Below are 25684 nucleotides of genomic sequence, written 5' to 3'. Positions count from 1 at the left end.
TCTTACTTTCCACTGTTGGCGTCAGCCGCCGGGGCTGAAGAAATCAATTCCTGAAGTGCTTCGAAGAGCCGGTCTTTGTCCGCCGCACGGCGGGTGCGGAAGCCGGAGTCCAGTTCGTGGCTGCCGTGTACCCAGGACAGGACCAGGAGTCCGTCCTTTTCCACGAACTTACCTGCCATGCCGCTGTCCTGCCGGACGCCGGTGAGTGATGCGGCAGGGATGTAGATGGCGGGAGCGCCCGACCGGTCAAAAAGGACGCCGTGCGGATACACCTCGAGGGTTGAGGTGGTCCTGATCCCCAGGCCGTGCACGGCGATCCGGTCCAGCCAGTCGCCAGCGGTGGTGGTGGCCACGTACTGCCCTTCCGCGCCGGCGATCGGCTCGCCAGGTTCGGCGGGCACGGGAGGCAGCTGGCCGACGTCGGACTGCCGGCGGAGCCTGCTGCGCCAGCCGATGGCGAGGAGGACAAACACGACGGCGATGATCGCCAGCATCGCTAGTCCCGGAAGGATTTTTTCCATCAGGCGACGCCTGCGGTTGCGTCGGCGTAGGGGTACGGCGTGTTGAGTTCACCGTCGAGGACAGTGGGGTGCCCCTTGAAGAAGGTGGCCACCACCCTGCCGGGCAGTTCCCTTCCCTTGAACGGCGAATTCCGGCCCATGGTTGCCATGCTGAACGGATCAACCGTCCAGCGGGCAGCCGGATCCACCAGGATGACGTTCGCGGGCTCCCCCGCCTCCAGCGGACGGCCCTGGTCAGCCAGCCGGCCGATCTGCGCCGCAGCGGTGGAGGTGACGCGGGCGAAGTCCGCCCACGTCATGAGGCCGGTTTCGATCATGGTGTGCTGGACCACGGAGAGGGCGGTTTCCAGCCCCGTCATGCCCATGGCCGCCTGCGCCCACTCGCACTCCTTGTGCTCGCTGGGGTGCGGGGCGTGGTCCGTACCCACGACGTCGATGGTGCCGTCCGCCAGGCCTGCACGCAGCGCCTGGACGTCCGCATCGGTGCGCAGCGGCGGGTTGACCTTGAAGACGGGGTCGTAGCTGCGGACCAGGTCATCGGTCAGCAGCAGGTGGTGCGGCGTCACCTCAGCCGTGACGTTGATCCCCCGCTCCTTGGCCCAGCGGATGATTTCCACGGAGCCGGCGGTGGAGACGTGGCAGACGTGCAGCCGGGAACCGACGTGCTGCGCCAGCAGGACGTCGCGGGCAATGATGCTTTCCTCGGCGACGGCAGGCCAGCCTGCGAGGCCGAGTACAGCGGACACCTCGCCCTCGTTCATCTGGGCGCCGGCGGTAAGGCGCGGCTCCTGCGCGTGCTGGGCCACCACGCCGTCGAACGCCTTGACGTATTCCAGCGCACGGCGCATCAGCACGGGATCGTGGACGCAGATGCCGTCGTCGGAGAACATCCGGACGCGTGCGCGGGAATCGGCCATGGCCCCCAGCTCGGCCAACTGCTCGCCTGCCAGGCCCACGGTAACCGCACCGACCGGCCGCACGTCCACCCAGCCGGCTGTCCGGCCGAGGGTGTAGACCTGCTCCACAACGCCCGCGGTGTCTGCCACGGGCGTGCTGTTGGCCATGGCATGCACGGCGGTGTAGCCGCCCAGGGCCGCTGCGCGGGTACCCGTTTCCACGGTTTCGGCGTCCTCGCGGCCGGGCTCGCGGAGGTGCGTGTGCACGTCCACCATGCCGGGCAGGGCCACCAGGCCGGTGGCGTCGATGACGGTGACGTCGTTGACGCTGCCTTCCGTATTGAGGCCGGTTCCGGTTTCGGCGATGACGCCGTCGCGGATCAGCAGGTCCGCCGGTTCGCCGCCCAGGATTGAGGCGCCGCGGATCAGGTAGGTTCCGGTGTTGGCTGCCATCAGTTGATCTCCTTGGTGGAATGGGTGCCGGCGTACGCCAGGGCTGGGGTGGCGGCTGGTTCCCGGGTGTCTCCCGAAAGCAGCAGGTAGAGGGCGGCCATCCGCACCGAGACGCCGTTGCGGACCTGGGCCAGCACGGTGGAACGGGGTGAATCGGCGGCAGCCGCGGAAATTTCCAGGCCCCGGTTCATGGGGCCCGGGTGCATGATGATGGTGTCCTTCATGCCCAGGGTGTCCAGGGCTTTCAGGCGGTTGTCATCGAATCCCCACCGCCGGGAGTACTCACGGGTGCTGGGGAAGAAGGATGCGTTCATGCGTTCGCCCTGGACCCGCAGCATCATCACGGCGTCGACGCCCTGCTCAAGGGTGTCGTCCATGTTGTAGCTGACCTTGCAGGGCCACTTTTCGACGCCGATGGGCAGCAAAGTGGGCGGGGCCACCAGGGTCACTTCCGCCCCGAGCGTACGGAGCAGCCAGACGTTGGAACGGGCAACCCTGGAGTGCAGGACGTCCCCGGCGATGGCAACCCGCATGCCCTTGAGGTCCGCGCCTTCGGAACCGGTGCCGGCCAGGCGCGCCCAGTGCCTGCGCATGGTGAACGCATCCAGCAGGGCCTGGGTGGGATGTTCGTGCGTGCCGTCGCCGGCGTTGATCACGGCAGCGTCAATCCAGTCCGTGGCTGCGAGGCGGTGCGGTGCGCCGGAGGCCCAGTGACGGATGACGACGGCGTCCGCTCCCATGGCGGACAGCGTCTGGGCGGTGTCCTTCAGGGACTCACCCTTGGACACCGAGGAGCCTTTGGCCGCGAAGTTGATGACATCCGCACTGAGCCGCTTGGCGGCGGCTTCGAAGGAGATCCGGGTGCGGGTGGAGTCCTCGAAGAAGAGGTTCACCACGGTGCGGCCGCGGAGCGCCGGGAGCTTCTTGACCTCGCGGTCGCCTACCGCTGCCATCTCCTCGGCGGTGTCCAGGATACGGATGGCATTGGCGAGGCTGAGGTTCTCGGTGGAGAGCAGGTGCTTCATGAACGGCCCTCGATAACTACCTCGTTGACCGGCGTGCCGCCAGGGGCGGTGTCGGTCTCAGCCAGCCGGACCCGGACCTTTTCCGCCGATGATGTTGGCAGGTTCTTGCCCACGTGGTCGGCCCGGATGGGGAGTTCGCGGTGGCCGCGGTCGATCAGCACAGCGAGCCGGACGATGCGCGGACGGCCGAGGTCGACGAGCGCGTCAAGGGCGGCGCGGATGGTGCGGCCGGAGTACAGGACGTCGTCAATGAGGACAACCACCTTGTTGTCGATGCCCGTCCGGGGCAGCTTGGTGGGGTACGGCGGCCTTGTCCCCTGGTGGGAGAGGTCATCGCGGAACATCGTGACATCCAACTGGCCAACGATGGCGGCGGCGTCAACGCTGCTGTCAGCGGCGGCGATTTTTTCGGCGAGGCGCAATGCAAGCGGGTAACCGCGGCGCGGGATGCCCAGCAGGACGAGGTCCTGCGAACCCTTATTGGCTTCAAGGATCTCATGGGCGATACGAGTGAGGGCCCGGTCAATGTCCGCTTGGCTGAGGACAACCCTGGCTGGAACCGGTGCGCTGGTGACAGAAGTCAACGCTCGTCTCCCCTTTCCCCGCCTCACAGGACGGAATTAAAAAAGGATTATGTGCGTCTCAAAATTACCACACGGGTTTCCCGCAGCCTGTGCCGGGAGGGCGCGGTACTGATCACACTGCAGCGGCCCGGCGCCGCTGTCCTTGGAGGCGCAGCGGCCCGCACCTAGGCTGTCGTTATGCCGATGAATCCGCCACACCCTTCCTCCGGGCCGCCCGACGATCCCAGGCTGCGGGGAACTGCGCCGCTTCCGGGCGAGGCGAACCCCAGCTGGATGGGGCATGTGGAGCCGGGGAACTACCGCCCCGCGCCGGGACACGTGGGCAGGCCCGTGGACACGCTAGTGCCGCCGCAGGTCCAGGGAGCCGTGATGAAGGCTGGCCGGTCCCGCAGCGGCCTGGTGGGGTTGACGGTCGGCGGGAGCACCCTTGCCTTCCTCAGCTTGTTCCTGGTGGTCCCGTTCCTGCTGTCCAACACCGGGCCGGCCGGGTTCCTGGTGGGATTCCTCGCGTCCCTGGTTCCGCTCTCGGTGGTTCTCCTGGCCGTGCACATCATTGACAAGTGGGAACCTGAACCGAAGCGGCTCCTCTTTTTCGCGTTTACCTGGGGCGCTGCGGTATCCATTGCAGTAACCCTGCTGATCCAGCCGTTCTTTGTCCTGGCGTTCCAGTTTTCCGACGGAGCCGACCTCCAGGCCTACATGGCCACGGTGCAGGCCCCCATCGTGGAGGAGTTCGCAAAATCCCTGGGGCTGCTGATACTCCTCCTGATGGCGAGGAAGCACTTTGACGGACCGGTGGATGGCGTGGTGTTTGCGTTCACCATCGCAGGGGGTTTCGCTTTCACGGAGAACATCCTGTACTTCGGCCGGGCCGTTGCGGAGTCCGCGGATCCTGCCGGCGACTTTGCCCAGGTCTTCTTCCTCCGCGGCGTCATGTCGCCTTTTGCGCACGCCATCTTCACAGGCACCACGGGCCTGGTGATGGGGTTCGCGGCCCGGCGCTGGCATGCGGGTGCCTCGGTGGCAGCCTTCTTCGTGGGGCTGCTGCCGGCCATGTTCCTGCACAATCGCTGGAACAGCATGGGGCAGGGCTTCCTGGCGGAGTACCTCATGGTCCAGGTGCCCATCTTTTTCCTCGCCATTGGCGGCATCATCCTGTTGCGGGTGGCGGAGAAACGCCTGACCCGGCAGCGCCTGCTGGAGTACTCAGCCGCCGGCTGGTTCACGCCGGCCGAGGTGGAGCTGATGGCCACCCTGGGCGGCCGGCGCACTGCCCTGAACTGGGCTGGGAGCTATGGCAGGAAACGGCAGATGAGGGAATTCCTGAAAGCGGCCACACGGCTGGCCAACACCCGCCAGCGCATCCTGAGCGGCCGCGACGTACAGCTGCACCAGGCTGAGGAGCGGCAGCAGCTGCAGCGCATCCTGGCCCTGCGGGCCGCCGTCGCACACTGAACAGGCCGAAGGTCCCGCCATGCGGGCCTTAACGGGGGAAGGACCGGCCTCCACATCCGTGGCGGCCGGTCCTCCTGGTGTTGCCGTGTGTTGGTGATGCTCAGGCGAGCAGCGACGGCTTCAGCTGCTGCAGGCGGCCCAACAGCCCGTTGATGAACTGCGGCGATTCGTCAGTGGACAGGGTCTTCGCCAGCGCCACAGCTTCGCTGACCGCGACGCCGTCCGGGACGTCGTCGTTGTACAGGAGCTCCCACGTGCCGATGCGCAGGATAATGCGGTCCACGGAAGGCATCCGCTCCAGGCTCCAGCCCTGGGAGTACGTTTCCAGGAACTCGTCGATCGCCGCCTGGTGGGAAACAACGCCCTCAACGATTTCGATGGTGTACGGGTTTACCACCTGGTCAGTCTTTTCGCGCCGCGAACGGATCACGTCAAAAGCCGAAACCGAGCGCTGCTCGGCTTCGAAAAGAACATCCAGTGCCCTGTTACGGGCTTTACCGCGGGCGCTCACTACTCGGTAACCCGGCCCAGGTAGCTGCCATCGCGGGTGTCCACCTTGACCTTGGTGTTGTTCTCGATGAACAGCGGGACCTGGATCTCGTAGCCCGTTTCCAGGGTTGCGGGCTTGGTGCCGGCGGAGGAGCGGTCGCCCTGCAGGCCCGGCTCGGTGTAGGTGATTTCCAGGACAACGCTCGGGGGCAGTTCGATGTAGAGCGGATTGCCCTCGTGGATGGCGATGTTGACCATCTGGTTTTCCAGCATGAAGTTGGTGGCGTCGCCCACGGTGGCGCCGGAGACCGTGATCTGGTCGTAGTCGGAGGTGTCCATGAACACGAAGTCCGCACCGTCCTGGTACAGGTACTGGTAGTCGCGGCGGTCCACGGTGGCGGTCTCGATCTTGAGCCCGGCGTTGAACGTCTTGTCCACGACCTTTCCGGACATCACGTTGCGCATCTTGGTGCGGACGAAAGCACCGCCCTTGCCAGGCTTGACGTGCTGGAATTCGATGATGTTCCAGAGCTGGCCCTCAAGCTTCAGGACCGTTCCGTTCTTGATGTCGTTAGTGGTTGCCACTGTTTCCTCTGGTTTCTCTGTCTGGTCGCGTTGTCAGACGTTGTATGCCGGGCAGACAGGCCAAACGGACTGCCAGCGCGTGTTTGTCAAAAATCGGGGAGTTAAAAATTCAAGAACCATTCTACCGGTAAATTCCGGGCACCTTTCGGCCCAGCCCCCAAGCCGCCCTCCAACCGGGCTGCAGGCAGCGTCAGCAGGCGAGCTCCAGCACGTCCCGCGCACGCTGCAGCGCCACTGTGGATGAGTAGATCTGCGCCGCATCGGCGGACTGTGCTACCCGAAGGTCCAGGGCCCGCGCAAAGGATTCAACGGCCGCGGACGTCTGCCCGGCGCTGTACTGGGTCTTGCCCAGGAACTGCCACACAAGGGCCTCCCGCGGCGTTCCCTGCACCTCTGCAAGGAGCTGGCGGAACAGCTCGACGGCCCGGTCCAGCCGGTTGGAGACACGGAGGACTTCAGCCTCGAAGGCACGCAGGCGGAAGGATTCCGGATCCTTGAAACGGGCTTCTGCGAGCAGTTCGGCGGCCTCGGACGCGTGTCCTTCCACCAGGAGCACGAAGATGTGGTCAGCGGGATCCGTGGACACTGCCAGCGCCTCGCGGCAGGAGTCCTGGTTCACGATTTCCGGCAGCAGCGATTCGGGGTTGATCCGGATCCCCGGGAAACCCGCATCCGGCCAGTCAGCTGTTCCTCCCATGTCGCCCTGCATCAGGATGCAATTTCCTGGTAGGCCGCAAACAGCAGCGAGGTGTCCGGGACATCGAGGATCCCGGGTTTGGCCACGCCGTCCAGGACGACGAACCGCAGCAGGTCCCCGCGGGACTTCTTGTCCCGGCGCATCCCGTCCAGCAGCCCCTGCCAGCGGTCACGCCGGTACGTGACCGGCAGCCCCAGGCTCTCAAGGATGCTCCGGTGCCGGTCGGCGTCGGCATCGCTGAGGCGTCCCACGCTGCGGGCAAGTTCGGCGGCGAACATCATGCCCACCGAAACGGCCGCACCGTGCCGCCAGGAGTACCGCTCAACCAGTTCGATGGCGTGGCCCAGGGTGTGCCCGTAGTTCAGTATTTCCCGCAGCCCGGATTCCTTCAGGTCCTCCGAAACCACCTTGGCCTTGACGGCGATGGCACGTTCGATCAGTTCCCGGAGGACGTCGGACTGGGGATCCGCCACTGCCGCAGGGTCCTTTTCCACGAGGTCAAGGATGGCGGGATCAGCGATGAAGCCGCACTTGATGACTTCGGCCATGCCGGAAATCATCTCGTTCCGCGGCAGCGTCTCCAGGGTGTCCAAATCGGCCAGTACCGCGGCCGGAGGGTGGAAGGCGCCCACGAGGTTCTTACCCTCGGCGGTGTTGATTCCGGTCTTCCCGCCCACGGACGCGTCCACCATGCCGAGCAGGCTGGTGGGCATGTGGATGACCTTGACGCCCCGCAGCCAGGTGGCGGCGACGAAGCCGGCGAGGTCTGTTACCGCGCCTCCCCCGACGGCCACAATGGCGTCGGAGCGGGTGAAGTCGTTCTGCCCAAGGACCTGCCAGCAGAAGGCGGCCACCTGGATGTGCTTGCCCTCTTCAGCGTCCGGAATTTCCGCGGTCAGGGAGGTGAATCCGGCTGCTGCGAGTTCGTCCCGGACGGTGTCACCGGTCAGCCGCAGCGCACGCGGGTGGATGACGAGCACGCGGCGGACGCGTTCCCCCAGCAATCCGGGGAGGTCACCGAGCAGCCCCCGGCCGACGACGACGTCGTAGTTCTCAGCGGCGGAACCGCCGGTGACACTGATGACTGTTGATTCGGTGCTCACTTTTCAACTTCCTGTTTGGCAGCTGCGTAATCGCGCAGTGCTGCTTCGAGCCGGCCGCCCAGCTCGGAAACCGAGCCGTGGCGCACGTCCAGGGTGATGTCTGCAAGCCGCTTATAGACCGGCTTGCGGGTGGCGAACATGGCCGTCCAGCGGCCCATTGCGTCCCCGGCCAGCAGCGGGCGCCCGGAGTTGCGCGCGATGCGGCCCGCGACCGTTTGAGCGTCGCATTCGAGGTATACAACGGTGCAGCGGCTGATGAGCTGCTGCGTTCCGGAGTCCAGCACCGCACCGCCGCCCAGGGAGATGACGGTGACCGTACCGTCGGCCGCTTCGACGACGGCGGCCACGGTCCGTGCTTCGATCTCACGGAACGCGTTCTCGCCGCGGCCGGCAAAGATGTCCGCAATCGAACCGTGCCCTGCAACGATAACAGCGTCCGTGTCCACGAAGGGAACTCCGAGCTGGAGCGCCAACTGCTGTCCTATGGCCGATTTTCCGACCGCCATCGGCCCTATCAGGACGATGGGACGCCCTGCGGGTCCGGTTTTGCTGCGATGGGGCACTTACTGGCCGATCGAGTCCAGGGACGCCGGAATGTTGTCCAGGTAACCCTTGATGTTGCGTGCGGTTTCGGCCACCGAGTCACCGCCGAACTTCTCGGTGACGGCCTCGGCCAGCACCAGGGCCACCATGGCTTCGGCCACTACGCCGGCAGCGGGAACAGCACACACGTCCGAACGCTGGTGGTGCGCCTTGGAGGGCTCACCGGTGCTGACGTCGATGGTCTTCAAGGCGCGCGGGACGGTGGCGATGGGCTTCATGGCGGCGCGGACACGCAGGACGTCGCCGATGCTCATGCCGCCTTCGATGCCGCCGGCACGGTTGCTGGTCCGGACGATCCGGCCGTCGGCGTCCCTGACGATTTCGTCGTGGGCGGCGGAGCCGCGGCGCGACGCGGTCAGGAAGCCGTCGCCGACTTCCACGCCCTTGATGGCCTGGATCCCCATCAGGGCCGCGGCAAGGCGGGAATCGAGCCGCCGGTCCCAGTGAACGTAGCTGCCCAGTCCCGGCGGCAGCCCGTAGGCAAGGACCTCCACCACGCCGCCCAGGGTTTCGCCTTCCTTGTGTGCCGCATCAACCTCCGCCACCATGGCGTCCGAGGTTTCCCGGTCGAAGCAGCGCAGGGGGTCGGCATCGAGCGCAAGGACGTCGGACGGCACGGGCAGCGGACGCCCTTCGGGAACCGTGACGCTGGCGATGCTGACAGTGTGGCTGACCAACTCGATGCCGAGGTGCTTGAGGAATTGCGCAGCCACGGTGCCCATGGCCACCCGTGTTGCTGTTTCGCGTGCGCTGGCACGCTCCAGGACGGGCCGGGCCTCGTCAAAGCCGTACTTCTGCATACCCGTGAAGTCCGCGTGGCCGGGACGGGGGCGGGTCAGCGGCGCGTTCCGTGCCTGGTCAGCAAGAAGTTCCGGATCCACGGGGTCGGCAGACATGATCTGTTCCCACTTGGGCCATTCGGTGTTTCCCACCTGGATGGCCACGGGCCCGCCCTGCGTCAGGCCGTGGCGGACGCCACCGAGGATGGTCACAGCGTCCTGCTCGAACTTCATGCGTGCTCCGCGGCCGTAGCCCAACCGGCGGCGCGCCAAGGAGTCTGCGATGTGCCCGCTGGTGATTTCCACACCGGCGGGGACGCCTTCAATAATTCCCATCAGAGCCGGACCATGGGATTCACCGGCAGTCAACCAACGCAACATATCTTCCATCCTGCCACGGGGGGCGGTTACAAAGCCCGTCGGGGAAGGCCGACTGAGGCGCACATCACATCTATGACGGCCGCATTGACGTCATCGTCGCGGCGGGTAAAAAGGCGTACCTGTTCCACTGCCTGGTACAGCAGCATCTCCAGGCCGGGCACTACGGTTCCGCCTCCGGCCTGCCATACCGAGGCCAGCAAACTGGGCCACGGATCGTAGGCAACGTCCAGCAGGACTCCGGGCAGGCTGGTCTTCAGGGAAGCCAGTTCAGCGGCCAGTCCGTCCGCCGCACGCGGCGGGAGGGTGGAAATGACGACGTCGGCCGCTGCCGTGGGACGGGCCGCCTCCGCCAGGGTGCGGATCTCCAAGGAAACGTCCAGGCTGTCCGCAGCGGCGAGGACATCGGCGGTCCGGGACGTATCCCGGACAAAGACCTTGGCCTGGCTGGCCCCGAGTTCCTTGAGCGCCGCGACGGCCGAGGCTGCAGTTCCCCCTCCCCCAAGGATCACAGCGGCCGGGGCCGCGCCGGCACCCGCGTGCTGCAGTGCATTGACGATGCCGGCCACATCGGTGTTGGAGCCAACGACGCGCCGCGTGCCGCCGTCCTCCTCAAACGTGACGGTGTTGACCACGCCCAGGGTCCTGGCCACCCCGCGGACTTCATCCACCTGCCCGAGCATGGCCGTCTTCAAGGGCATTGTGACCGAGAGGCCGCGCCAGCCCGGCTGGTCGCGGATCTGCCCCATCAGGGATGGCAGCAGTTGCTCCGTGACGTCGATTGCCGTGTAGCTGATCCCGATCCCAAGCTGGCCGTAGGCAGCCAGATGCAGTGCCGGGGACTTTGAGTGGCTTATCGGATGGCCCAGGACGGCAGCCCGAAGGCTCACGTGCAACGTCCCACGTTGGCCGTGCACCAGGCGTTGTACTGCTCCACGTAGCGGTTGTGCTCATCAAGTGTCTTGGAGAACTTGGTCTCCTTGGTGTCCAGGTTGATGGTCACCCAGTAGAGGTAGTCGTTGGTCTTGGGCCTGGCGGCAGCGTCGATCGCAGTCTTTCCCGGGGAGCCGATGGGTCCTGGCGGCAGGCCGGGATTCGCATAGGTGTTGTACGGGTTGGACTTGTCCTGGCGCTGTTCATCAGTGAAGTTGTAGCTCTTGGTCCCCAGGCCATAGGTCACGGCGGAGTCCACCTGCAGGAAGCCCCCGGTCTGGTCATTGGGCTTGAGCCGGTTGTAGATGGCACCGGCCACGTCCCCGTACTCCGCCTGGCCGCCCTCGGCCTGGACGATGCTGGCGACAATCACGGCCTCGTACTGCTTGGCTGGGTCCGTGATGCCCTGCGACACAAGTTCGTCCGTTGTGATCTTAACCAGGGACTGGAGGATGTCCTTTGCCGGAGTGCCAAGGGGGAAGCGGTGCTCCCCCGGCGCCAGGTATCCCTCGAGGTTCTTGGCGTTGGCCGGAAGACCGAACTGGGCCGGCTCGTTGCTGAGGGCCTGCAGGTCCTGGAAGGAAATCCCGGACCCCTGCGAGATCGCCTGGAGGGACTCGCCAATGCGCAGACCGGCGCTGAGCGCGAAGTAGATGACTTTTTCCTGGTCCTTGCCAAGGAGGACGTTCACGGCGTCCGAGTTCTTCATTTCCGACTTGAACGTGAAGTCACCCGGCGCGAGTATTCCGCCGGATGCGTTGAAGCTCTGCAGGAATGTATCGGCATTGGCCACCACCCCTTCGTTTTCCAGCTTCGAGGCGACAGACCGGGTGCCCTCACCGTTTTCGACGGTAACCATCACTTCTCCGGAACCAGGGCCGGGGAAATCGCTGGGCTTGTCGCTGCCAAGCAACGGCTTGAGGAACTGCGCTCCGACGGCGACAGCCGTGACGAAGACGGCAAGGGTCAGGAACAGCGCCAGGAGACGCCGGCGCCGGCGCACCTTCTTCGACGGCTTGGCCACTACGGTTGCTGCGGCCGAGGCCGGAAGGAGTTCATGGTGGTGCGCACCGTCGTCGTGCCCCTCTTCGTAGTGGCTTCCGTCGTCATGCCCGTCCCCATAGTGCGTTCCGTCATAGTGCCCATCATGCTGGTGCACGCCGGCCGCGTAGCCGTTCCCGTCTGCGTAGCCGGGTTCCTCGTAGTGGGGTTCGTCGCTGTAATGCACGCCCGCCGCGTGGTGGTGCCCTGCAAGGGCCGGCTCGTGGTGATCGTCCTGGATGGACGGCGGGGTGGCGGGAGCAGCCGGAATCACGGGATCTTCCACCCGGTCCTGCGGTGCCGGTTCTTCACGCAATGGTTCGTCCTGACGCCGGGGGTCTGCTTCTGCGGCCGCGGGGGGTTCCGCGGGCAGCGGTGGAATATCGTGGCCGGTCTCGTATGCCTGCTCCGGAACGGCATCGTGGCCTCCGGAGTTGAGGGTCTTTTCCCGTTCGCGGAGTTCCTTGCGGGTCAGCGGCCTTCCTGCCCCCGCGTCCAGAGGGCTGGAAGAGTCGTCAATGTTGGCAGGGCTCACTGGTGCCTTCCATTATCTGAAGATCGGTCCGTATCGCCGGGTGTGGCGGGCATCGTTTCCGGCGCGCTGCCTCCCATGTCCACGGAAGGGGGTGGCGCCGTCACGCGTGAGCCGACGTCCGCTCCCCTGGCTTTCTGCATGTCGATGGCGTGCTGAAGGATACCTGCCGCCGCGACCTGATCAACTACTTTACGGTGGTTCCTGCTGCTCATGCCAGCTTCGTGCAGGCTCCGGTGGGCGCTGACACTGCTTAGCCGTTCATCCACGAGGTTCACCGGCACCGCCAGGTCCCGGGCTGCGAGCTCGCCAACCAGCAGGTGGGCGTAGTCCGTGGCCATCATGGCAGAGGCCCGTTCCTCACCCTTCATGGTTCGTGGCAGGCCCACAAAAACCTGGACGGCACCGAGTTCCTGGACCAGTTTGGCAATGACCCGGACGTCTGAGTTCTTTTTCGCGTTGCGGTCCAGCGTCTTGTACGGGGTGGCCAGGATGGATTCCCGGTCGCAGATGGCAACCCCCACCCGGACGGTGCCGACGTCCACCCCCAGTTTGATGCCGTGGGGGTAGTCGCCGGCAGCAGCAGGATCGGTCATAGGAGGATTAGCGCCGCGAAATGGCGTCGACGACGGCGGAGAGGGCCTGGCCGACCTGGCCGGCGTCGGTTCCGCCGCCCTGTGCGACGTCGTCCTTTCCGCCGCCGCCGCCGCCAAGGATCCCTGCGGCGAGGCGCACCAGGGCTCCTGCCTTGACCCCCGCCTCCCGTGCGCCTTCGTTGGTGGCCACCAGGATGACGGGGCGGTCGTTGGCGACGCCGGCTACTGCCACCGCCGCGGGTGCGGAGCCGAGGCGGTTCCGCAGGTCCAGGGCCAGGCCGCGCAGGTCGTCAGCGCCGCTGACCTGTCCTGCGTCGTGGGCGATGACACTGACACCGGAGGCATCCTTGGCACTGCTGACCAGCTGGGCGGCAGCGCCAGCCAGCTGCTCCTTGCGGAGACGGTCCAGTTCCTTTTCTGTCGCCTTGAGCTTTGCCAGCGTGGCGGCGATCCGGTCTGCAAGTTGGCCGGAGGGAACCTTCAGCATGTCGGTGAGCTCGGTGACCAGGGCGCGCTCGGCCGCCAGGTGGCGGAAAGCGTCCATGCCCACGAAGGCCTCCACACGGCGGTTTCCCGACCCGACGGACTGCTCGCCCAGCAGGGACAGGCTGCCGATCAGGGACGTGTTGGAAACATGGGTGCCGCCGCAAAGCTCGCGCGACCAGGCGCCGTCGATCTCGACAACCCGGACTTCGCTGCCGTAGTTCTCGCCAAAGAGTGCCATGGCGCCCAGTGCCTTGGCCTCGGCCAGGCCCATGACCTTGGTTTCCACCCGGAAGTTGTTCCGGATGGCCAGGTTGGAGACTTCCTCGATCTCGGACCGCGTGGCCGTGCTCAGCCCCTCACCCCAGGCGAAGTCGAAGCGCAGGTAACCGGCCTTGTTGTAGGAGCCGCGCTGGGTGGCTTCCGGGCCAAGGATCTGGTGGAGCGCGGCGTGCACAATGTGCGTGCCGGTGTGGGCTTGTTCGGCGGCGTGCCGGCGTTCGCGGTCGACGGCGGCACGGACCAGCGAGTCGGCCCCGATTTCGCCTTCGCGGACGATCGCCTTGTGGACGCTCAGGCCCTTGAGGGGGCGCTGGACGTCGAGCACCTCAACAACAAACCCGTCACCGGTGATCAGGCCGGTATCGGCGGCCTGGCCGCCTGCTTCGGCGTAGAAGGGCGTTTCGGAGAGTACCAGCTCGATTTCATCGCCGGTGGAAGCCTGATGGACCGCACGGCCGCCGGTGAGGATGCCGCGGACGCGGGACTCGCCGTCGAGCTCGGTGTAGCCGGTGAAGACCGTCTCACCCTGGGCCAGGATGTCCTGGAAGGCGCTGAGGTCGGCGTGGCCGCCCTTCTTGCCCTTGGCATCGGCCTGGGCGCGCTGGCGCTGTTCCTGCATGAGGCTGCGGAAGGCGGCCTCATCCACGTTGAGCCCTGCCTCCTCGGCCATTTCCAGGGTCAGGTCGATGGGGAAACCATAGGTGTCGTGCAGTGCGAAGGCGTCGGCCCCGGACAGCGGCTTGTTGGCGGCCTTGGATTCCTTGACGGCGTCCTCGAGGCGTGCGGTTCCGGAGGCGATGGTCCGCAGGAAGGCCTTCTCTTCGGCGTACGCGATGCGGCTGATCCGGGCGAAGTCCGTGTCCACTACGGGGTAGACGCCCTTCATGGCATCGCGTGAGGCGGGAAGGAGTTCGGGCAGGCAGGCCTGTTCAACACCGAGGAGGCGCATGGAACGGACGGCACGGCGGATGAGCCGGCGCAGTACATAGCCGCGGCCCTCGTTGGAGGGGGTCACGCCGTCGGAGATCAGCATCAGGGCGGACCGGATGTGGTCGGCGACCACACGCATGCGGACGTCGTCCGTGTGGTGGGGGTCTTCGTCGGTCTCGGCGGATGTGTATTCCTTGCCGGAGAGCTCGGCAGCCTTGTCGATGACGGGGCGGACCTGGTCCGTCTCGTACATGTTCTCGACACCCTGCAGGATCATGGCCAGGCGTTCCATGCCCAGGCCGGTGTCGATGTTGCGCTTGGGCAGTTCGCCGACGACGTCGAAGTCTTCCTTCGAGCGGACGTTCTCGATCTGGTACTGCATGAACACAAGGTTCCAGATTTCGATGTAGCGGGTCTCGTCAGCCAGCGGGCCGCCCTCAACACCGTACTGGGGCCCGCGGTCGTAGTAGATCTCGGAGCAGGGACCTGCCGGGCCGGGCTGGCCGGTATGCCAGTAGTTGTCCGACTTGCCCATCTTCTGGATGCGCTCGGCAGGTACACCGGTGTTCTTGAGCCACAGGTCCTTGGCTTGGTCGTCCTCTTCGTAGACCGTCACCCAGAGCCGCTCGGGCGCCAGGCCGTAGCCGCCGTCGTCAACGCCTTTGGTAAGCAGCTCCCAGGCGAACTTGATGGCGTCTTCCTTGAAGTAGTCGCCGAAGGAGAAGTTGCCGCACATCTGGAAGAAGGTTCCGTGGCGGGCGGTCTTGCCCACTTCCTCGATGTCGCCGGTGCGGATGCACTTCTGCACGCTGACGGCGCGCGAGTAGGGTGCTTCCTCCCGGGCGGTCAGGTAGGGAATGAACGGCACCATGCCGGCAACCGTGAACAGCAGCGAGGGGTCGCTGGAGACCAGCGATGCGGAGGGAACCGCGGTGTGGCCCTTGCTGACAAAAAAGTCCACCCAGCGCTTTGTGATCTCCTGCGACTTCATGAGCTGTGTACGTACCCTTCTTGCTCCGCGCACTGTGCGTCGCGGAGGTTCTTTCGCTTGGCGGTTCCGTTGTGTACGGTGCCCGCCGGTGTGGTTCTAACGTGTGGTGCCTGCCTGGTTCCGACGTGCGGTGCCGGTCAGCAGGGTGGTCAGCGGCGGACCAGGTCTGCCGATTCGACGCCGAGGGCGGAGCGCAGGTCGGTTTCCCGCTCGCGCATTCCGGCGCGGACGGCGTCGGCAAAGTCGTAGACACCGTCGGCAAGGCGGTTCACGGAACGGTTGAGGCCCTCCGGCCCCAGCGTTGACTGCATGCTGGCCTGCACTTCGGTCACCTTGCGGAAAGCGATCACTCCGATCGCCACGCCGATTCCCATCCAGATAAATCGCTTCATTCTCTTCTCCCGGAATCTAGCGGCTGCGGCGGCCGGCGGCGGGCTTCTTGCGCCCGGCCAGCGCGGAACGGACACCGTAGCTGAAGGCTGCCACCTTGATCAGCGGCGACCCCACGGTGGCGGCCACAAGGGAGGACAGGGCGGAAAGGTTTGCGGACGCGTCCGAAACGTTGGACGAGATGCCGTCCACTTTCTTCAACTGCTGGTTGGTGGTGGAGACGGTGGCGGTGACCTCGTCCATAAGCGGCGTGGCGCCGTCGCTCAGGGACCGTATGGAGGTCCGGACCTCGTCCAGGACGCGGCCCAGCTTAAGGATGGGCACGGCGAGCAGCAGTACCAGGACTGCAAACACCCCGGCAGCGATCAGGCCGGCAATATCGCCACCAGACATAGACGTTCATCTCCTCGAAATTCTGTGGTTCGGTTGCATCCCGGCGGGTGCGCGTGAAACGCATTCCGCAGATGTCCCCCAAGTACCTTACATACAAAGAAGCCCGCGGCGCTTGCCACGGGCTTCTTTGGATACGCTGCTGGAATTTAGCGTGCGTAGAATTCGACGACCAGCTGCTCTTCGCAGGTCACGGGGACCTCGGAGCGCTTGGGGCGACGGACCAGGCGGGCCTGGAGGGCTTCCAGCTTGACGTCCAGGTAGGCCGGGACGGCAGGCAGGACGTCGCGGTGGGCGCCGGCAGCTGCAACCTGGAGCGGAACCATGGTTTCGCTGCGGGTGTGGACGTGGACCAGCTGGCCCTCGCCGACGCGGAACGACGGGCGGTCAACGCGGACGCCGTCAACCATGATGTGGCGGTGCACAACCAGCTGGCGGGCCTGGGCGATGGTGCGGGCGAAGCCGGCACGCAGGACCAGGGCGTCAAGGCGCATCTCGAGCAGCTCGATGAGGTTTTCACCGGTCAGGCCCTTGGTGCGGCGGGCTTCTTCGAAGGCGCGGGTCATCTGTGCTTCGCGGATGCCGTACTGGGCGCGCAGGCGCTGCTTTTCGCGCAGGCGTACGGCGTAGTCGGAGTCCTGCTTCTTGCGGGCACGGCCATGCTCACCGGGGCCGTACGGGCGGCGCTCCATGTACTTGGCGGCCTTGGGGGTCAGAGCGATGCCGAGGGACCGCGAGAGGCGGGCCTGACGGCGAGCACGAGTGTTGTTAGCCACTTGTGTCCTTCCAATATCTGCGGTGTGTCAGTGTTACTGGCCTCCACGATGGAGAGCATCGGCCAACCGCTGCCTTTTGCTACTGGGCACAGGGCATAACCTTCTCAACATGAAATTGGGGAGATTGTGCGTCTGTGCCTTGCCAGACAAACATCTACCTTAGCATGGCGGTCACTTGCCCCGGACAATCCTGCGCAGCCGCTCCAGCCGCGTGGCAATGTCCCGCTCAGCGCCGTTGGCCGTGGGCTGGTAGTAGTCCTTTCCCACCAGGTCATCCGGCGGGTATTGCTGGGCTGCCACGCCGTGCGGGGCGTCGTGGGCGTATTTGTAGCCAAGGCCGTGACCCAGCTGCTTGGATCCGGGGTAGTGGGCGTCCCTCAGGTGCGCCGGGATGCCGTTCCCCAACCCTGCCCGGACATCGGCGATGGCCTTGTTGATTCCCATGTAGGCGGCGTTGGACTTGGGGGCGGTGGCCAGGTGCACCACGGCTTCGGCCAGGATGATCCGCCCCTCAGGCATTCCGATCAGCTGCACCGCCTGCGCCGCGGCCACGGCCGTCTGCAGGGCCGTGGGATCCGCCATTCCCACGTCTTCGGCTGCTGAGATCACGATCCGCCGGGCGAGGAAGCGCGGGTCCTCTCCCGCCTCCAGCATGCGGGCCAGGTAGTGCAGGGCGGCGTCGACGTCGGAGCCGCGGATGGACTTGATGAAGGCGCTGATGACGTCGTAGTGCTGGTCACCGGCTCGGTCGTACCGGACGGCGGCAACGTCCAGGGCACGCTCGGTGTGTTTAAGTTCGACGGCGACGGGCCCGTCCCCTGCGTCGTCCGCATCCCCGAACGCAACACCCGCGGCGGCCTCCAATGCCGTCAGGGCACGGCGTGCGTCGCCTCCGGAAAGGCGTACGAGGTGGTCGAGTGCTTCCTCGCTGAGGCCCACTTTCCCGTTCAGCCCGCGGGGATCGGCGACGGCGCGCTGGATCAGTCCTTCAATGTCAGCGTCGGTGAGCGGACGGAGCGTCAGCAGCAGCGAGCGGGAGAGCAGCGGTGACACGACGGAGAACGACGGGTTCTCGGTGGTGGCGGCAACCAGTACCACCCAGCGGTTTTCGACTCCAGGCAGCAGGGCGTCCTGCTGGGCCTTGTTGAAGCGGTGGATCTCGTCCAGGAACAGGACTGTGGTGGTCTTGTAGAGGTCGCGGGCCGTCAGGGCCTCGTCCATGACGCGCCGCACGTCCTTGACGCCGGCAGTAATGGCGGAGAGTTCCACGAACTTCCTGCCCCGTCCGCGGGCAATCACGTGGGCGAGGGTCGTTTTACCGGTTCCCGGCGGCCCCCAGAGGATGAGCGAGGTAGGTCCCGCAGGCCCTGTTGTGTCAGCACCGGCTCCGGCGGCCAACTGGCGCAGGGGCGATCCCTGTCCCAGGAGGTGCTGCTGGCCTACCACCTCGTCAAGGGTGCGCGGACGCATCCGGACGGCGAGCGGGCCCCGGGGGGAAGCGTTGGCCCCTGGCCCTGCGGTCCGGCCGGGGTTGACGGAGGCGTCGTCGTCATCATCATTGCCGCGGCCGTGCCCGAAGAGATCTTCCACATAGATAGGCTACTTCCAGTTCACTTCCGGATTTTCCCGGGAGTCCGGCAAGCCAGTAAAGGAACGTCCCATGTCCGCACGCACCACCGGCGGAGCCCGGCCGGCCTCCGTGCGCACGGCATTCATTCCCGGCAGCCGGCTGGCCGGATGGGTGGAAAGGTTTGGCGCGGCGCACGGCGGATACCATCTCAGCGATGACGACGACGGCCTCCGCCTTCTGGCCGCGGACGGCGCCGAAGCCCTCCTGCAGCCTCCCTGGCCGGCCGACGGGCGGCCCGGCCGGGGCGCGGATGCCCTTGAGCGGCTTGCCTCCCTGGCGTCGCAGCCGCGGCGGCTGGGCCTGCTGCTGGCCAGGCGCGGAGGCTACGGGGTGGCGGTGGTCAGTGAGGGGCAGGTCCTCGCGTCGAAGGTGGGATCCACGTATGTGCAGTCCCGGACGGCCGCGGGCGGACAGTCGCAGCAGCGGTTCGCCCGGCGGCGGAACAACCAGGCCGACGCCCTGGTGGAGGCTGTTGCGGAACAGGCCGCACGCATCTTCGGCGGTGAACCTTTTGAGTACGTGGTTCCCGGGGGCGACAGGGCCCTGGCGGGCCTCGTCCTCCAGCACCCTGCCCTGAAGGGCTTTGCCGCCATGCCCCGGCTGGCCTACCTTGACGTCCCGGATCCCAAGGCAGCAGTGCTGCGTAAAGCGGCCGCGGATTCGTGTGCCGTGCGGATCCAGGTCACCGACGCCTCCTAGTCAGCAGCCTGTCAGCGCCCGGCGGGGCCGTTCCTGGCGGTAGAGATAGCGGCCCGCTTCCTCGAACCCCGCCTGCTGGTAGAGCTGCCGGGCGGCGGAGTTGGCAGCTGTGACCAGCAGCCAGAAACTTTCCACATGGCGCGCGGCCCCTTCGGACTGGAGCGCCTGGAGCACTGCTGTGGCGTAGCCCCGCCTGCGGTGAGCGGGCGACGTCGCCATGCAATAGATTCCTCCCGTGGCGCCCACCAGGGCGAGGCGCCCGACGGCGGCCGGGGCGCCGTCGTCGTCCCTGGCGAGGGCATAGAGCGCTGGGCACCCCGTCACGATCGAGCGCGCTGTCTCCCGCGCCTGGCCACCGCCCCGGCCGTCCACGCTCCACCAAAGGTGCAGCCACTCCTCGTTGGGCTCATCAAGGATCTCCACCCCGGCGGCCGCCGGATGTCCACCTTGGGGCCCGGCAGGCCGGGCCATGATCAGCGTTTCGGACTGCCGCGTGAAGCCCTGGGCGTCCAGGAGGTCACTCAGCCCGGAGTTGGCGGCCGTGTCCGCCACCTGGAAGATCAGCGGAAGACGCCGCATCCGGTACCACCGCGCAGCCTCCAGCAAAGCCTCCTGCGGCTTGAACGCGGGGTCCCGCGGCCACACCGAGTTGGCCCGCTGCGTGACGCCGTCCGCAGCCCGGAGGACCCACTCCCCCAGGTCGTGGCGATCGGGGGCGGGCCAGGCGGCATCCATGAGCGCTTCGTAGGCGCGGGCGGGTTGGCTCGCACGGTTGAGCGTCATGGGGACTCCTTCTTGGCGGACAGACGTGAAGGCCCCCCTGTGCAGGAGGGCCTTCAGGTCAAACGGATACTGCCTACTTGCCCTCTTCCGGCTTCTTGGCCTCAGGCTTGAAGTCAACACCGGCTTCCTTGCGCTGCTGCGGCGTAATGGGAGCCGGGGCCGCGGTCAGGGGGTCGTAGCCGTTGCCGGTCTTGGGGAAGGCGATGACATCGCGGATCGAATCCACGCCGGACAGCAGCGCCACCACGCGGTCCCAGCCGAAGGCGATGCCGCCGTGCGGTGGCGCACCGAATTTGAAGCCTTCAAGCAGGAAGCCGAACTTCTCCTGCGCGTCCTGATGGGAGAGGCCCATGACCTCGAAGACCCGTTCCTGGACATCGCCCTGGTGGATACGGATGGAGCCGCCGCCGATTTCGTTGCCGTTGCAGACGATGTCGTAGGCGTAGGCCAGCGCTGATTCTGGGTCCGTGTCGAAGCTGTCCATGTACTCGGGCTTGGGGGACGTGAACGCGTGGTGCACTGCGGTCCACTGGCCGGCGCCGACAGCCACGTCGCCCGAAGCCACAGCTGCGGCGGCCGGCTCGAACATCGGTGCGTCCACCACCCAGCAGAAGGCCCAGTCATCCGGGTTGATCAGGCCGGTGCGGTGGCCAATCTCAACACGGGCAGCACCCAGCAGTGCGCGCGCGGAGGACTTGTCTCCGGCGGCGAAGAAGATGCAGTCGCCCGGCTTGGCCCCTACGGCATCCGCCAGGCCTGCACGTTCCGCCTCGGTGAGGTTCTTGGCCACGGGACCGGCCAGTTCGCCGTCTTCCTTGAAGAGGACGTAGGCCAGTCCCTTGTGCCCGCGCTGCTTGGCGAACTCCTGCCAGCCATCCAGGGTCCGGCGCGGCTGCGAGGCGCCGCCCGGCATCACCACGGCACCGACGTAGGGGGCCTTGAACACACCGAAGTTGGTGTCCTTGAAGAATTCAGTCAGCTCCGTCAGCTCCACGCCGAAACGGAGGTCCGGCTTGTCCGAGCCGAAGCGTGCCATGGCGTCGTGGTAGGTGATGCGCTGGATCGGCGTCGGAATTTCGACGTCGATGAGCTTCCAGAGTGCCTTCACGATGTTCTCGCCCAGGGCGATGATGTCGTCCTGCTCAACGAAGCTCGCTTCGATGTCCAGCTGGGTGAACTCCGGCTGGCGGTCAGCGCGGAAATCCTCATCGCGGTAGCAGCGGGCAATCTGGTAGTACTTCTCGAAGCCGCCCACCTGAAGGAGCTGCTTGAACAGCTGGGGTGACTGCGGCAGCGCGTACCAGGAGCCCGGCGCCAGGCGTGCCGGCACAACGAAGTCACGGGCGCCCTCGGGTGTTGACCGCGTCAGGGTGGGGGTCTCTACCTCAACGAAGCCGTCCTGGTGCAGCAGTTCACGGGCCACGCGGTTGGCTTCCGAGCGCAGGCGCAGGTTGCGGGCGGGGCCGGGACGGCGGAGGTCCAGGTAGCGGTGCTTCAGGCGTGCTTCCTCGCCCACCTCGACGTGCTCGTCGATCTGGAACGGGAGGGGGTCGGACGTGTTGAGGATGGTGACCTTTTCGGCCATGACCTCGATCTCGCCGGTGGCCAGGGCGGGGTTCTCGTTGCCCTCGGGCCGCTTGGAAACGGTGCCGATGATCTGCAGGACATACTCGTTGCGCAGCCCGTGGAAGACTTCTTCCTCGCGGACCACCACCTGTGCCACACCGGAAGCATCACGCAGGTCCACGAAGGCCACACCACCGTGATCACGGCGGCGGCCCACCCAGCCGGCCAGGGTTACGGTTTGTCCAATGTGCTCGGAACGAAGGGATCCGAGGTCATGTGTGCGCAGCACAGCACGCCTTTCTGCGGGGTTACGGCGGGAAGTCGATCGGGAAGTTAAATAGGATCGTTACGGGAACAATCCCGTACGAGTTTACCCGCTGCAAAGGGACTGCCACCGCATGAGCGCACACCCGCAACTTCAACGCAGGCTCGGCACCTTTGACGCCACAGCCATCGGACTCGGCTCAATGCTGGGCGCCGGGGTGTTCGTTGTCTTCGCACCGGCGGCCGCGCTGGCTGGCCAGCTGCTGGCGTTGTCGGTGGTCATCGCGGGAGCGGTTGCCTACTGCAACGCGGTGGCGTCGGCCGCCCTCGCCGCAAAGTACCCCACCAGCGGCGGGACGTACGTCTACGGCCGCAAACAGCTTGGTGAGTGGCCGGGATTCCTTGCCGGCTGGGGCTTCGTCACGGGGAAGACTGCATCCTGCGCCGCGATGGCGCTGACGTTCGGCAGCTATGCCTGGCCCGGCTACGCGGTGCCGGCGGCCGTGGCGGCCGTGGTTGTGCTCACCGGCGTCAACCTGCTGGGCATCACCCGCACTGCCCTGCTCACGCGGATCCTGCTGTGCATCGTTTTGGCCACCCTCGCCTTCGTGGCTGTGGCCGCAGCCGTGGGGCCCCATCCCGGCCCCGGCGCGGGCGGGACCGCGGGTGGCTCTTCCCTGGGCGGGGTGCTGCCGGCGGCCGGGCTGATGTTCTTCGCCTTCGCGGGCTACGCCCGGATCGCCACATTGGGCGAGGAGGTCAAGGATCCGTCCCGGGCCATCCCGCGCGCAATCCTCGCAGCCCTGGCCGCTGCGTTCGCCATCTACCTGACCCTCGCGCTGCTCCTGTTGAACCACCTGCCCGGCGGACAGATCGCCGCCACACGGACGCCGCTGCTCGATGCGGTGCTGGAGTCGCAGTTCCAGGGAGGTGCACTACTGGTGCAGGTAGGCGCCGCCGCTGCCTGCCTGGGTGCCCTGCTGGCACTGATCACGGGTGTTGGCCGCACTACGCTGGCCATGGCACGGGAACGCGACCTGCCGGCGCCCCTGGCGAAGGTGGGGGGAAAACACACCGTGCCGTATGTGGCCGAACTGGCGGTGGCCGCCGTCGTCATCCTGCTTCTGCTCACCACGGACGTTATGACAGTCGTGGGCTTCTCCAGCTTTGGCGTGTTGATCTACTACGCCGTGGCCAACGCTTCTGCGTACACCCTGGCGGCGCATCCAGGGTACGCACCCAAGTGGCTGAACGCCGCCGGCTTCGCAGCCTGCCTGCTGCTGGCCTTCACCCTGCCGCCGGCGTCGGTCCTGACGATGGTGGCGGTGCTGGCAGCCGGCGTGGCCGGGCGGTGGCTGGTCCTGCGGCTGCGGCACTAGCGCCGCCCGACCGCGAGCCGCAGCTAAACGGCTGCTGCAGCCGGCTCCGCCGCCGTGGACACCTGCACTGCCAGATCTTCGGCCGGCGGCGTCCAGGTCTCCGGGGCTGCGACTACCTGCTCGCCGGTCCGGATGTCCTTGACCTGGTGCGTACCGTCGTCGTCGGTGAACCAGACAAACGGGATGCCGCGCCGGTCAGCGAACTTGATCTGCTTGCCGAACTTTTCCGCCTTCGCTGCCACTTCGGTGGGAATGCCGCGGCTGCGCAGCTGGGCGGCAACGTCCTGCGCAGCGTCCCAGCTGTCATCGTGCGTCAGGGCCACAAGCACGGCAGTGGGAACCGACCGTGAGGCCCTGGCCAGGTCCTGGCTCAGGATGCGGGACACCAGCCGGGTGACGCCGATCGAAAGTCCCACGCCCGGGAACTTCCGGTTTCCTTTCGACGCCAGCGCGTCATACCGGCCGCCGGAGCAGATGGAACCCAGCTGTTCGTGGCCGACCAGGACGGTTTCCACCACTGTTCCGGTGTAATAGTCCAGGCCGCGGGCAATGCTGAGGTCAGCCACCACCTTGCCCGGGGCACGCTGGACGGCCGCGTCAATGACCTGTTCAAGCTCGCTGAGGCCCTCGTCCAGCAGATCATTAGTGACACCCAACGCCCGGACCTGGGCCACGAACGAAGAGTCCTCGGTGCGGATTCCGGCCAGCTGCAGGGCTTTCTGTGCCTGGTCGTCGGTGGCGCCCAGTTCAGACTTCAACAGTTCCGCTACTTTCGCGGGGCCGATCTTTTCGAGTTTGTCGATGCTCCGCAGCACGCCGGCCGTGTCATCCAGGCCAATGCCGCGGTAGAAGCCCTCGGCGAGCTTCCTGTTGTTGATGCGGAGGCGGAAGTCCGGAATGGGGAGGGCGGTGAGCGCCTCGGCGATCACCAGCGCGATCTCGACGTCGTAGCGGAAGGGCAGCTCGCCGTCGCCCACCACGTCGATGTCAGCCTGGGTGAACTCGCGGGCCCGGCCTTCCTGCGGGCGTTCGCCGCGCCAAACCTTCTGGATCTGGTATCGCCGGAAGGGGAACGCGAGGTAGCCGGCGTTTTCGACGACGTAACGGGCAAAGGGAACAGTCAGGTCGAAGTGCAGGGCCAGGGCGTGCGGGTCGGCTTTGCCCTTCGCCTCGCCCTCGTCCTCCTGGAGGCGGCTGAGCCCGTACACCTCTTTGTCGATTTCCCCTTTGCGCAGCAGCTGGCCGACAGTTTCCACGGCCCGCGTTTCAATGGAGGAGAATCCGTGCAGCTCGAACACCCGGCGCAGCGTATCCAACACATGAAGCTCCACCAGCCGCTCCTCGGGAAGCCACTCGGGGAATCCGGACAGGGAGGCGGTGCGTGCCATGGTGGAGTTTCTCCTCTTGGTGAACGGCGGCAGGGACGTGCGCGGCAATCGGCCCGAAACGGGCGTTCGACGGCGGCAGTCCAGCCAGTCATGCATAAACTATGTGCGGCAGTCAGTTTATGTCGTCTACCGCCGGCATCTCTAATACGGCGGACCGGCAGGCCCGGCGGCCAAACACCTGCGCAGGCGGCCTACGGCCATGCCGTGCAGCAGCCCGACTATGAGGAGGACCCTTGGCGGCCAGTTCACGCAGTGCCCGCGAAACCAAACGGCGCATTCAGCAGATGGAAGCCAAGCGGGCCATGCGGCGGGACCAGGAAGGCCGGCGCAAGCGCGACAATCTCATCGCCGCCGGCGCCGGGGCTGCCGCCGTTGTCCTCGCCGTTGTACTCCAACTCACTGCCTTTGCCGGCAATCCCTCCGAGGACGAGTACGCTGCCGCAGAGGCTGGACTGAGCAGCCCGTCCCCGTCCGCGCCGGCCGAGCCGTCCGCGAGTCCGTCCGCGCAGGCAACCAACGGCCCCAACATCCCCGCCGCGGACACCGCTGCCGGCCAGACTTTCACCGGTGAACTCGTCCTGAACGGCAGCCCGCTGGGCGTAGAGCTGAACGGGACGGACGCTCCGCAGGCAACCGCGGTCTTCAAGTCGCTCAGCGACGAGGGCTATTTCGGCGGCAAGACCTGCCACCGCCTGACCACCGGGGACACCTTCGGCGTCCTGCAGTGCGGCTCCCCCACCGGCGACGGCCAGGGAGACCCTGACTACACCTGGGGTCCGTTGGAGAACACGCCTGAGGACGGCACCTATCCGGCCGGCACCATCGCAGTGGCCCGTACGGGAAACAACGCGTACGGCAACGGCACCCAGTTTTTCATTGTCTACAAAGACACGGTCATCCCGGCGGACAGCGCCGGCGGCTACACCGTGGTTGGGAAGGTGACATCGGGGCTGGACGTGGTGGCCAACCTGGCTGCTGCCGGAATCACGCCGGGCAGCAGCGACACGGACGGCGCGCCCGTTGAACCAGTCACGATAGACTCGTTTTCTCTGAAGTAGGAAGC

25 protein-coding genes are annotated in these 25684 nt (G+C 66.4%); 4 read left to right on the top strand and 21 right to left on the bottom strand.

The genetic code is table 11. From position 1 onward, the window contains the following. Positions 1-2 precede the first annotated feature (2 nt). Genes IEX43_RS02055 through pyrR form a run of 4 tightly spaced genes read right to left on the bottom strand, consistent with a single transcriptional unit; the run spans position 3 to position 3479 of the window. Entirely contained in the window at positions 3-521 is a 519-nt protein-coding gene (locus IEX43_RS02055; RefSeq protein ID WP_188808844.1) for a PH-like domain-containing protein, read from the bottom strand. Next, on the bottom strand, positions 521-1870 hold the full coding sequence (locus IEX43_RS02050; RefSeq protein WP_188808843.1) for a dihydroorotase: 1350 nt from the start codon (positions 1868-1870) through the stop codon (positions 521-523). Before IEX43_RS02050 ends, IEX43_RS02055 begins: the two co-directional genes overlap by 1 nt. After that, on the bottom strand, positions 1870-2895 hold the full coding sequence (locus IEX43_RS02045; RefSeq protein WP_188808842.1) for an aspartate carbamoyltransferase catalytic subunit: 1026 nt from the start codon (positions 2893-2895) through the stop codon (positions 1870-1872). Before IEX43_RS02045 ends, IEX43_RS02050 begins: the two co-directional genes overlap by 1 nt. Then, positions 2892-3479: a bifunctional pyr operon transcriptional regulator/uracil phosphoribosyltransferase PyrR gene (pyrR, locus tag IEX43_RS02040; RefSeq protein ID WP_104185926.1), complete on the bottom strand. Its 588-nt coding sequence runs from the start codon at positions 3477-3479 to the stop codon at positions 2892-2894. Before pyrR ends, IEX43_RS02045 begins: the two co-directional genes overlap by 4 nt. Positions 3480-3662: 183 nt before the next feature. Here pyrR and IEX43_RS02035 point away from each other — a divergent pair, with 183 nt between their 5' ends. After that, the gene (locus IEX43_RS02035; RefSeq protein ID WP_377102850.1) at positions 3663-4934 is read left to right on the top strand and encodes a PrsW family intramembrane metalloprotease; all 1272 of its coding nucleotides are present in this window, start codon (positions 3663-3665) and stop codon (positions 4932-4934) included. 100 nt (positions 4935-5034) lie between these two features. Here IEX43_RS02035 and nusB read toward each other — a convergent pair whose 3' ends face one another. From nusB to IEX43_RS01965, 14 genes are all read right to left on the bottom strand, one after another. Beyond that, the gene (gene nusB, locus IEX43_RS02030) at positions 5035-5445 is read right to left on the bottom strand and encodes a transcription antitermination factor NusB (RefSeq protein WP_066276198.1); all 411 of its coding nucleotides are present in this window, start codon (positions 5443-5445) and stop codon (positions 5035-5037) included. After that, positions 5445-6008: an elongation factor P gene (gene efp / locus IEX43_RS02025; protein ID WP_066276200.1), complete on the bottom strand. Its 564-nt coding sequence runs from the start codon at positions 6006-6008 to the stop codon at positions 5445-5447. Before efp ends, nusB begins: the two co-directional genes overlap by 1 nt. Before the next feature lie 190 nt (positions 6009-6198). Next, positions 6199-6717, bottom strand: coding sequence for a tetratricopeptide repeat protein (locus tag IEX43_RS02020; protein ID WP_188808840.1), 519 nt, complete (start codon positions 6715-6717; stop codon positions 6199-6201). After that, complete coding sequence (gene aroB / locus IEX43_RS02015) at positions 6717-7808, bottom strand: 3-dehydroquinate synthase (protein ID WP_104185929.1); 1092 nt, start codon at positions 7806-7808, stop codon at positions 6717-6719. Before aroB ends, IEX43_RS02020 begins: the two co-directional genes overlap by 1 nt. Next, positions 7805-8371 carry a shikimate kinase gene (locus IEX43_RS02010; RefSeq protein ID WP_188808839.1) on the bottom strand — a complete coding sequence of 189 codons (567 nt, stop codon included), beginning with the start codon at positions 8369-8371 and terminating at the stop codon, positions 7805-7807. Before IEX43_RS02010 ends, aroB begins: the two co-directional genes overlap by 4 nt. After that, entirely contained in the window at positions 8372-9571 is a 1200-nt protein-coding gene (aroC, locus tag IEX43_RS02005) for a chorismate synthase (RefSeq protein ID WP_188808838.1), read from the bottom strand. A 26-nt stretch (positions 9572-9597) separates the two neighbouring features. Continuing rightward, on the bottom strand, positions 9598-10458 hold the full coding sequence (locus IEX43_RS02000; RefSeq protein WP_188808837.1) for a shikimate dehydrogenase: 861 nt from the start codon (positions 10456-10458) through the stop codon (positions 9598-9600). After that, complete coding sequence (mltG, locus tag IEX43_RS01995; protein ID WP_188808836.1) at positions 10455-12077, bottom strand: endolytic transglycosylase MltG; 1623 nt, start codon at positions 12075-12077, stop codon at positions 10455-10457. Before mltG ends, IEX43_RS02000 begins: the two co-directional genes overlap by 4 nt. Then, positions 12074-12670: a Holliday junction resolvase RuvX gene (gene ruvX / locus IEX43_RS01990; protein ID WP_188808835.1), complete on the bottom strand. Its 597-nt coding sequence runs from the start codon at positions 12668-12670 to the stop codon at positions 12074-12076. The genes mltG and ruvX overlap by 4 nt, the downstream gene beginning before the upstream one ends. Positions 12671-12677: 7 nt before the next feature. Beyond that, entirely contained in the window at positions 12678-15356 is a 2679-nt protein-coding gene (gene alaS / locus IEX43_RS01985; protein WP_188808834.1) for an alanine--tRNA ligase, read from the bottom strand. Positions 15357-15505: 149 nt separating this feature from the next. Further along, positions 15506-15748 (bottom strand): hypothetical protein, encoded by a 243-nt coding sequence (locus IEX43_RS01980; protein ID WP_229666262.1) that lies wholly within the window; start codon positions 15746-15748, stop codon positions 15506-15508. Between the two features lie 16 nt (positions 15749-15764). Continuing rightward, positions 15765-16139: a DUF948 domain-containing protein gene (locus IEX43_RS01975; protein WP_104185937.1), complete on the bottom strand. Its 375-nt coding sequence runs from the start codon at positions 16137-16139 to the stop codon at positions 15765-15767. Positions 16140-16285: 146 nt separating this feature from the next. Continuing rightward, positions 16286-16912 (bottom strand): 30S ribosomal protein S4, encoded by a 627-nt coding sequence (gene rpsD, locus IEX43_RS01970; RefSeq protein WP_104185938.1) that lies wholly within the window; start codon positions 16910-16912, stop codon positions 16286-16288. 171 nt (positions 16913-17083) lie between these two features. Continuing rightward, positions 17084-18502: a replication-associated recombination protein A gene (locus IEX43_RS01965; protein WP_188808833.1), complete on the bottom strand. Its 1419-nt coding sequence runs from the start codon at positions 18500-18502 to the stop codon at positions 17084-17086. A gap of 70 nt (positions 18503-18572) precedes the next feature. Between IEX43_RS01965 and IEX43_RS01960 the strand changes: the two genes are divergently transcribed. Beyond that, the gene (locus IEX43_RS01960; RefSeq protein ID WP_188808832.1) at positions 18573-19241 is read left to right on the top strand and encodes an acVLRF1 family peptidyl-tRNA hydrolase; all 669 of its coding nucleotides are present in this window, start codon (positions 18573-18575) and stop codon (positions 19239-19241) included. On the opposite strand, the gene IEX43_RS01955 is transcribed toward IEX43_RS01960, so the two are convergent. Both IEX43_RS01955 and aspS read right to left on the bottom strand, forming a co-directional pair. Continuing rightward, a complete protein-coding gene (locus IEX43_RS01955) occupies positions 19242-20024 on the bottom strand; it encodes a GNAT family N-acetyltransferase (RefSeq protein WP_188808831.1) in 783 nt (260 codons plus the stop codon). A 73-nt stretch (positions 20025-20097) separates the two neighbouring features. Further along, the gene (gene aspS, locus IEX43_RS01950) at positions 20098-21879 is read right to left on the bottom strand and encodes an aspartate--tRNA ligase (protein ID WP_104185942.1); all 1782 of its coding nucleotides are present in this window, start codon (positions 21877-21879) and stop codon (positions 20098-20100) included. A 109-nt stretch (positions 21880-21988) separates the two neighbouring features. Between aspS and IEX43_RS01945 the strand changes: the two genes are divergently transcribed. Further along, positions 21989-23233, top strand: coding sequence for an APC family permease (locus IEX43_RS01945; protein ID WP_188808830.1), 1245 nt, complete (start codon positions 21989-21991; stop codon positions 23231-23233). 23 nt (positions 23234-23256) lie between these two features. Here the strand turns inward: IEX43_RS01945 and hisS are convergent, their stop codons facing one another. Beyond that, positions 23257-24621 carry a histidine--tRNA ligase gene (gene hisS / locus IEX43_RS01940; protein ID WP_188808829.1) on the bottom strand — a complete coding sequence of 455 codons (1365 nt, stop codon included), beginning with the start codon at positions 24619-24621 and terminating at the stop codon, positions 23257-23259. A gap of 233 nt (positions 24622-24854) precedes the next feature. Between hisS and IEX43_RS01935 the strand changes: the two genes are divergently transcribed. Beyond that, on the top strand, positions 24855-25679 hold the full coding sequence (locus tag IEX43_RS01935; RefSeq protein ID WP_188808828.1) for a peptidylprolyl isomerase: 825 nt from the start codon (positions 24855-24857) through the stop codon (positions 25677-25679). Positions 25680-25684 lie beyond the last annotated feature (5 nt).

It is taken from the genome of Pseudarthrobacter polychromogenes, from assembly GCF_014644495.1.
Taxonomy (GTDB): Bacteria; Actinomycetota; Actinomycetes; order Actinomycetales; family Micrococcaceae; genus Arthrobacter; species Arthrobacter polychromogenes.
The sequence above is the reverse complement of the archived record's forward strand: the minus strand, read 5'-3'. Positions and strand labels throughout refer to the sequence as shown.